Here is an 8,693-nt window from a genome sequence, read left to right on the forward strand (position 1 = left end):
CTGAACAGACAAGGTAAAATATTTGTTAACAGTACGTTGCTTTTTATCTTGTCTGCTCGCTAGTATAAACGGATAGATTGTTTCTTTTGAAACTATTTGGCCGTACCGGTGACCACGGCCGCCCAGCACAAGGAGCGAGATATGCGAAAGTGGTTTTCATTCCCCATTCGTGAAGGGGACGCCTCACGTCAAGCCCACTGCGACTTTCCCGAAGGAACCTACGAGCGCGAATGTGGCAAGGAAGGCTTTTTTGGCCCGGCCAGTCATATGTATCACCGCCATCCCCCGACGGGCTGGAGTGAGTGGGAAGGCCCATTGCGACCGCATGCTTTTGACACCAACCGAGTTGAAACGCAAGGCACGTCGCCAATGGATGCCCCTGTGCTGTTATCCAATGCCAATGTTCAGGTTCGCTTATGGCGCACCGATACCGCCATGTCTTATCTGGTGCGCAACAGCGATGGCGACGATTGCTTATTCGTCCATCAGGGCGAAGGCTCGCTATATTGCGATTACGGCCACTTGCGCTACAGCAAAGGCGATTACTTGATTATTCCTCGCGCCACCAGCTGGCGACTGGTGCCGGATGAGGCCACTACTTTGCTGATGATTGAAGCGACACATGGCTCCTACATGAGCGCCGAACGAGGCATTGTCGGCGAGCATGCGGTGTTTGACCCCGCGGTGTTAGAACATGCACGTATTGACGATAGCTTTAAAGCCCAGCAATCCGATAGCGAAAGCTGGCAGGTGATGATCAAATCGCGCCAACAGCTCAACCGTGTCACTTATCCTTATAACCCACTCGATGCCGTAGGCTGGAAGGGCAACCTCACCGTATTCCGGCTTAACTGGCGAGATATCCGCCCACTAATGAGCCATCGTTATCACTTGCCGCCATCCGCGCACACCACCTTTGTCGCGCAAGGTTTTGTGATTTGTACCTTTGTCCCCCGCCCGATCGAGTCCGATCCTGGCGCACTGAAGGTGCCTTTCTACCACAATAACGATGACTATGATGAAGTGCTTTTCTATCACCAAGGTGACTTTTTCAGCCGCGATAATATTGATGCCGGTATGGTGACCTTACACCCTTGTGGCTTCCCACATGGTCCTCACCCAAAAGCCTTTGCCGCGGGCAAAAAGCATCAGAAAAAAGAGACCGATGAAGTGGCGGTGATGATCGATACCCGCATGCCACTTGATATGGGAGACGCGGCGAAAGCCACCGAACTGACCGATTATGTTTACTCTTGGCGCACGCCAAGTGACGCAGAATAGCGAAGGAGAAAGCAATGAAACTGGCTTCACTCAAACACGGACGTGATGGCAAATTGATTTTGGTCTCTCGTGACCTTACTCGCGCCGTCCACGCCGACGATATTGCGCCCACACTACAAGCGGCACTCGATCATTGGGCGACACTTGCGCCCAAACTGACTCAGCGCTACGACGCGCTCAATGACAACCAAGTCAGTGAGTCCTTTGTCTTTGACCCAAATGTCTGCGATTCACCGCTGCCCCGCGCCTTTCAGTGGGCGGATGGTAGCGCGTACGTTAACCACGTTGAACTGGTGCGCAAAGCACGTGGCGCACAAATGCCAGAGAGTTTTTGGACCGACCCACTGATGTACCAAGGCATGTCTGATGGTTTTCTCGGTCCGCGTGACGAGATTGAATTAGTGGATGATGCGTGGGGCTGTGATTTTGAAGCCGAACTTGCCGTGATCACCGATGACGTCCCCATGCACCTAAGCGCTGACAAAGCCGGCCAACACATTAAATTACTGATGCTGGTCAACGATGTTTCTCTGCGCAACCTGATCCCCGGCGAGCTTGCCAAAGGGTTCGGTTTTTTCCAATCCAAGCCCGCCTCTGCTTTTTCGCCGGTGGCGGTTACCCCCGATGAGCTTGGCGATCACTGGCGCGACCATAAAGTCCACTTGCCGATGCATGTCACCCTCAACGGCGACTGGTTTGGCTCGCCCGACGCCGGTGTCGATATGACCTTTGATTTTGCCGAACTGGTCGCCCATGTAGCGAAAAGCCGTCATGTCAGTGCCGGGACCATTATTGGCTCCGGCACCGTGTCCAATACCGATCGCAGTAAAGGCTCTTGCTGCTTAGCCGAAAAGCGCATGCTGGAAATTATCGACCAAGGCGAGGCAAAAACTCCGTTTATGACCTTTGGCGATAGCGTCACTATCGATATGCGCGACAGCCAAGATGCGTCTATTTTCGGCGCCATTGAGCAAACTGTGACCCGTTACATCGCAGAGTAACCTTGATGCGCGCCTAGTACCTCTAGGCGCGCTTGACGTTGACGCCGTCTAGGAGCTTGTATGCTGCTTTATGATTACAGTAAGTCGACCGCGGCCTACCGCGTCCGCATCGCCCTTGGCCTTAAAGGCCTAAGCTACCAACGAGAAACCGTTTCTCTGCTGGATAAACACCAGCACAGTGACGCCTATCGTTCACTCAATCCCGCCGGTTTAGTGCCTACCTTGGTCGATGGCGATGTCACCTTGAGCCAATCACTGGCCATTATCGAATACCTCGATGAGCGCTATCCRCAGGTCAAACTRCTCCCCRRTGATCCAGTGCAAAARGCCCAGTGCCGMTCWCTGGCRCTCGATATTGCCTGTGATGTGCATCCACTCAATAACTTRCGGGTTCTGCAATACTTAACCGGCCCCTTTGGCCACAGTGATGATGACAAAATCACTTGGTATCACCATTGGCTAAACCAAGGGTTCGATGGCTTGGAAGCCAAACTACAAGGACTAGACAGCCCCTTTATCGGCGGAGAAGCGCCCAATTTGGCCGATATTTGTTTGGTTGCGCAGCTGTTTAATGCACGCCGATTTGCGTTTGATTTAACGGCCTACCCAACCCTGACACGCATTGAATCACAATGCCAAACGCTGGATGCATTTATACAGGCACACCCTGATAAGGGCTAAGGAGAGGACATGAAAGACGGATTGTTGTGGGCGCCGGATAAGGAACGTCAAACCCACACGTTACTCGCTGCGTTTATCCGTGCCGTGAATCAGACTCACGACACCCAACTGAGTGGTTATGACGATCTTTATGCATGGTCAGTACGTCAAAGCGGCGATTTTTGGCAACAGTTATGGCAATTTGCCGGCGTGATCGGCGATCCGGGCGAGAGAGTGTGCGATATCGATCCCGAGCACCCCAATCGAGATAGCCACTGGTTTCCCACCGCGCGCCTCAACTATGCCGAAAACCTGCTCAAGCACGCAGAGCAGTATGCCGACCAACCGGCGATGATTTTTAGCGGTGAGCATGAGGTAGCACGAACCCTCACTTGGCGTGATCTCGTCGATCAGGTTGCGGCCATCCGTCACTACTTAGAGACGCAAGGAGTTCAGCCGGGCGATGTGGTTGCGGGCTATTTACCCAACTTGCCTGAAACCGTGATTGCGATGCTTGCCACCGCGGCGTTGGGCGCGATTTGGACCTCAACCTCACCGGACTTTGGCGTCGACAGTGTGTTGGACCGTTTTGGCCAAACCGAGCCCAAAGTGCTGTTTACCACCGATCATTACCACTATAACGGCAAAACCTATGACTGCCTGAATAAAGCACAGCAGGTGATGAATAATGTGCCGGCCATTGAGCACCTAGTGGTGATCCCTTTTGATGGCGAGCGACCTTCTTTACCCGCTGACGTGGATAATTGGCAAGATTTATTAGTTCACGACGCGCCGCCGCTTCGCTTTACCCGCGTGGCGTTCAATGCCCCACTCTTTGTGCTGTACTCTTCCGGCACCACGGGTAAACCTAAGTGCATTATCCATTCAGTGGGGGGAATATTGCTCAATCACCTGAAAGAGCATCAGCTCCATTCAGATGTGCGCCCCGGCGATCGCTTTTTCTACTTCACCACCTGCGGCTGGATGATGTGGAATTGGCAGGTCAGTGCCTTGGCAAGCGGCGCGACCTTGGTGCTCTATGATGGCTCGCCGTTTTATCCGGATGCGGGGGTACTTTGGCGACTGGCCGAGCGGCACCGGCTCACCCTTTTTGGCACCGCAGCCAAATACTTAGAGGCATTGGAAAAACAAGGTGTGGCGCCGAAAGATGATTACTCGCTGACGTCACTACGCGTCCTATGTTCGACCGGCTCGGTACTTGCGCCCGAACAGTTTGATTATGTCTATCAAAAAATAAAGCCTGATCTGCAATTAAGCTCGATTGCGGGTGGCACCGACATTTGTGGCTGCTTTGTTCTTGGCAGCCCACTATCACCGGTTTATCGCGGTGAAAGCCAAAAGCGGGGCTTGGCGCTGGATGTGCAAGTGTTTAACGCTCAAGACCAAGCGGTTGAAGAGCAAAAAGGAGAGTTGGTATGTTGTAATAGCTTCCCCAACCAGCCGGTTGGCTTTTGGCACGATACCGATGGCAGTCGCTACCACAATGCCTACTGGAMCAAGATTGATGACATCTGGTTCCATGGTGACTATGTGCGCCTGACCGCACAAGGTGGCATGGTGTTTTATGGTCGGTCTGATGCGGTATTAAACCCAGGCGGGGTGCGAATTGGTACCGCGGAAATCTATCGCCATGTAAATCAGCTTAGCGAGATCATGGATTCAGTGGTCATTGGTCAGCAATGGCAAAATGATGTCCGCGTGGTGCTATTCGTCAAACTCGCCGCCGGCGTGACACTGGATGAGCCAATCAAGCAAGCCATCAAAAAAACCATCCGCACCCAGTGTACACCGCGTCATGTTCCCACGGTGATTGCCGAGGTGAGCGATATTCCGCGCACCAAGTCAGGCAAACTGGCTGAGTTGGCGGTGCGCGATGTGGTCCATGGCCAAGACGTGGCACAGTTAAGCGCACTGGATAACCCAGCATCACTCGACCAATATCGCCAACGCCCTGAGCTTGCTGAATAAACGACACTCGCTGAATAAACGACAATAGTGCAATAGGCCCATAAGGTCCGCAAAAAACTAAAAATGGCCGCAGTGTGCGGCCATTTTTGTCGATGTTTTTTACAACGTAAACGTTATCTTAGGCGATGATTGTCATCGTCGTCATCGTCTTTACGCTCGTACTCACCTTCAAAGGTGTTGCCATCGTCATCGCGCCCGCCACGACGGAAAGGATCGTCACCAAAGGGGCCTTGCGTATTACCTCCTTGGTGGAAGCCGCCTTGGCCAAAGCCCGCTTGAGACACAGTGACCCGTTTCATCACTTGTTTGGCGAGCGCCGCACGCGGTGCTGGTAGCAGCACCAACATCCCCATCGCATCGGTCATAAAGCCTGGCGTCAACAGCAAGACACCTGCTACCGCAAGCATCACGCCTTCAAGGATTTGCTGCGCCGGTAACTCACCGCGATTGAGTCTGTCCTGCACCGAGGCCAGCGTCATCAACCCCTGATTACGGACCAAAGACGCACCGACAAATGCCGTGATCAGAACCAACGCCAAGGTCGGCCACAAGCCCAGCCAGCCGCCGACCTGAATAAATAGGCCAATTTCGATCACTGGGACCAGAATAAATAGCAGTAGTAAGACTGGAAACACGGTTCACCTCGCGCTAAAAATTGACGTTTCATCCTAACATCAAAATAAGGCAAAAGCCGAACCGGGATCCTGTATTTACTGCTTGAATCTCAGCGCAAGAAAGCGCATTTTGTTTAGTCATCATGTTACAGCTGTGACGGAAGTCAGCCATTTCAACCGCATCATGTGCTGTAATATGGGTTGAAACGATGTAATAGACGATACATCCAGCCAAAATCTCTGAGGAATGGATTCTACAGCAATATTTGTGGCGACGTTTTAATCATTATAATAACTTGATGTTAAGGCCAACGCATGTCTCAGACGATTATTACCCCCAATGATACCCCTACGCAAACCACTGCCACCCGCTTGGAAGAGGACTTACTCGGCCAACGAGCGGTGCCTGCAGATGCGTATTATGGCATTCATACCTTGCGCGCGATTGAGAACTTCACTATTTCAAGCACCCGTATTTCTGATATCCCAGATTTCGTACGCGGCATGGTTTACACCAAAAAGGCCGCCGCAATGGCCAACCAAGAACTTGGCGTGATCCCTGCTGACGTCGGTGATTACATCATCAAAGCCTGTGACCAGATGTTGGAAACCGGCAAATGCATGGATCAGTTCCCCTCGGATGTCTTTCAAGGCGGCGCAGGCACCTCGGTAAACATGAACGCCAACGAGGTAATTGCCAACCTTGCGCTTGAACTGATGGGGCACGAGAAAGGCGATTATGATGTGATTAACCCTAACGATCACGTCAACAAGAGCCAATCCACTAACTGTGCGTATCCAACCGGATTTCGAATTGCGGTATATAACAGCATTCTCAAACTGATGGATGCGATTGATTACTTACAAAAAGAATTCGATGTCAAAGCAGACACGTACGCTCATGTCATAAAAATGGGCCGTACCCAGCTGCAAGATGCGGTGCCAATGACAGTGGGACAAGAGTTCAAAGCCTTCTCTGTACTGCTGCGTGAAGAGATTAAAAACATCAAATATACGGCGGCCCTACTTTTAGAAGTGAACTTAGGCGCCACCGCGATCGGGACGAAGTTGAATGCTGCAGAAGGTTACCAGCAACTGGCGGTGAAACGCCTTGCAGAGATTACTGGTTTACCTTGTATACCGGCAGAAGATTTGATTGAAGCCACCTCAGACTGTGGGTCCTATGTCATGGTGCATGGCGCGCTAAAACGCCTGGCGGTGAAACTATCGAAGATCTGTAATGATTTACGCCTACTTTCTTCTGGCCCTCGTGCAGGACTGAATGAAATTAACTTGCCTGAAATGCAAGCCGGTTCATCCATTATGCCTGCCAAGGTCAACCCGGTGATCCCTGAAGTAGTCAATCAGGTTTGTTATCGAGTCATGGGGAACGACACTACCATCACCTTTGCTGCCGAAGCCGGCCAACTTCAGCTTAACGTGATGGAGCCGGTGATTGGGCAGGCACTGTTTGAGTCTATTTCCATCCTGGCGAATGGCTGCCGGAACTTGGGTGAGAAGTGTGTAAGCGGGATTACGGTTAACCAAGAAGTGTGCGAGCACTACGTGCATAACTCGATTGGGATTATCACCTATCTCAACCCCTTTATCGGTCATCACGAAGGCGATATTGTCGGCAAGATTTGTGCTGAAACCGGTAAAAGTGTTAAAGAGGTAATACTCGAGCGTGGTTTGATGACAGAGTCTGAGCTTGATGAGATTTTCTCCGTTGAGAACCTCATGCACCCCAAATACCGCGGCAAACGCTTTAACGCTTAGTCGGTCAAAATCACAACAACCATAAAACAACAAAGGGCGCTAATAGCGCCCTTTTTCATGCCGGTGAAACAGCCGCTACAACACCTGGGTAATCAACAAACCACATGCAATACTGAAGACCATGCTCAGTAAGCCTGGCAACATAAAGCTATGGTTGAACACATACTTACCAATCCGCGTAGTACCGGTACGGTCAAAATCAATAGAAGCGATAATCGGACCATAGTTCGGGACGAAGAAATAACCATTTACCGCAACAAAGGTGGCAATGATCATCGAAGGAGGTAAGCCAAGCGAAATCGCTACTGGAACAAGCACCGCCGTCGTTGCACCTTGACTATTCACCATCACTGATAGAGCAAATAAGGCAAAAGCAAATGTCCAGGGCGCCACTTCAACCAAGCCAGATACCGCGTCTTTGACCATATCTAGATGGCCGGCAACCAAGGTATCCCCTAACCAAGCAATACCAAAGATAGCAACGATGGCACGCATCCCAGCATGGAATACTGAGCCTTGGCTAATCGCATTACCGTCTGGTTTACAAGTCAGAATAATTAACGCAGCAACCGACAACATGACGATTTCAATGGTGTGAGCCATGCCCATTGGTTCACCATCAAATGCCGGACGCAAAGCAGGGAAAGCCCCCATAATGACCACGGCTAACGCACCGAATAAGAACAATGCGACCGATTTTTTCGCCTCCGACGTGACTTCGATATCTTCAACGGCCAAATCGGCTTCCATTTCTCGACGAAAGTCGGGATCTTGCAGGCGACGTTGGTATTCAGGATCGTCTTTAAGCTCTTTGCCCAGTTTATTCACGATCACACACGCCAGCGCCAAACCGATAAAGGTGCTAGGAATGGTCACTGATAGAACATCTGTCAGTGTGATGCCTTGCGGCTCTAAAAAGGCGACACATGCAACCACAGCAGCGGCAATCGGGCTGGCCACAATCGCAAACTGTGAGGCAATCACCGCCATACCGAGAGGGCGGGCAGGACGAATCCCGCTTTTGCGGCTCACTTCGGCAATAACTGGCAACACCGAGTACGCCACGTGTCCCGTCCCTGCCATCATGGTAAAGACATACGTCACTAAAGGCGCAACAAAAGTAATATGACGTGGATTTTTGCGCAGAATGCCACTGGCAATTTTAATTAAAAAATCGAGGCCCCCTGCCGCTTGCATGGTCGCAGCGGCGGCAACTACCGCCATGATCATTAATAAAACATCAATCGGAGGATGCGTCGGTTGCAACCCGAACACAAAGCTCAACACTAAAAGTCCAAGCCCGCCCATCACACCTAAACCGATGCCGCCGATACGGGCACCCACTAAGATGCAGCTGAGTACCACTAAT

Annotated in this window: 7 protein-coding genes; 5 read left to right on the plus strand and 2 right to left on the minus strand. The window is 51.5% G+C overall.

Annotated elements, in window-relative coordinates:
• The first annotated feature begins 141 nt into the window (after window positions 1-141).
• The 4 genes from BZG79_RS05105 to BZG79_RS05120 are packed head-to-tail and all read left to right on the plus strand — an operon-like array spanning window position 142 to window position 4,931.
• Entirely contained in the window at window positions 142-1,281 is a 1,140-nt protein-coding gene (locus BZG79_RS05105) for a homogentisate 1,2-dioxygenase (protein WP_074214047.1), read from the plus strand.
• A gap of 14 nt (window positions 1,282-1,295) precedes the next feature.
• Complete coding sequence (locus tag BZG79_RS05110; protein ID WP_077773869.1) at window positions 1,296-2,282, plus strand: fumarylacetoacetate hydrolase family protein; 987 nt, start codon at window positions 1,296-1,298, stop codon at window positions 2,280-2,282.
• Window positions 2,283-2,342: 60 nt separating this feature from the next.
• Complete coding sequence (gene maiA / locus BZG79_RS05115) at window positions 2,343-2,963, plus strand: maleylacetoacetate isomerase (protein WP_077773870.1); 621 nt, start codon at window positions 2,343-2,345, stop codon at window positions 2,961-2,963.
• A 9-nt stretch (window positions 2,964-2,972) separates the two neighbouring features.
• Window positions 2,973-4,931, plus strand: coding sequence for an acetoacetate--CoA ligase (locus BZG79_RS05120; RefSeq protein WP_077773871.1), 1,959 nt, complete (start codon window positions 2,973-2,975; stop codon window positions 4,929-4,931).
• 113 nt (window positions 4,932-5,044) lie between these two features.
• On the opposite strand, the gene BZG79_RS05125 is transcribed toward BZG79_RS05120, so the two are convergent.
• Window positions 5,045-5,566 (minus strand): FxsA family protein, encoded by a 522-nt coding sequence (locus BZG79_RS05125; protein WP_021024090.1) that lies wholly within the window; start codon window positions 5,564-5,566, stop codon window positions 5,045-5,047.
• Window positions 5,567-5,860: 294 nt separating this feature from the next.
• Here BZG79_RS05125 and aspA point away from each other — a divergent pair, with 294 nt between their 5' ends.
• Window positions 5,861-7,324 carry an aspartate ammonia-lyase gene (gene aspA, locus BZG79_RS05130; protein WP_021024091.1) on the plus strand — a complete coding sequence of 488 codons (1,464 nt, stop codon included), beginning with the start codon at window positions 5,861-5,863 and terminating at the stop codon, window positions 7,322-7,324.
• Window positions 7,325-7,399: 75 nt separating this feature from the next.
• Here the strand turns inward: aspA and BZG79_RS05135 are convergent.
• A partial coding sequence (locus BZG79_RS05135) for an anaerobic C4-dicarboxylate transporter (RefSeq protein ID WP_077773872.1) occupies window positions 7,400-8,693 on the minus strand: 1,294 nt, incomplete at its 5' end.

This window comes from Salinivibrio sp. MA427 (assembly GCF_001996115.1).
Classification (GTDB): Bacteria; Pseudomonadota; Gammaproteobacteria; order Enterobacterales; family Vibrionaceae; genus Salinivibrio; species Salinivibrio costicola.

Bases quoted from the DNA above. Each gene is read 5' to 3' on its own strand.
- BZG79_RS05105 (WP_074214047.1), top strand. From the start codon at position 142: ATGCGAAAGTGGTTTTCATTCCCCATTCGTGAAGGGGACGCCTCACGT.
- BZG79_RS05110 (WP_077773869.1), top strand. From the start codon at position 1,296: ATGAAACTGGCTTCACTCAAACACGGACGTGATGGCAAATTGATTTTG.
- aspA (WP_021024091.1), top strand. From the start codon at position 5,861: ATGTCTCAGACGATTATTACCCCCAATGATACCCCTACGCAAACCACT.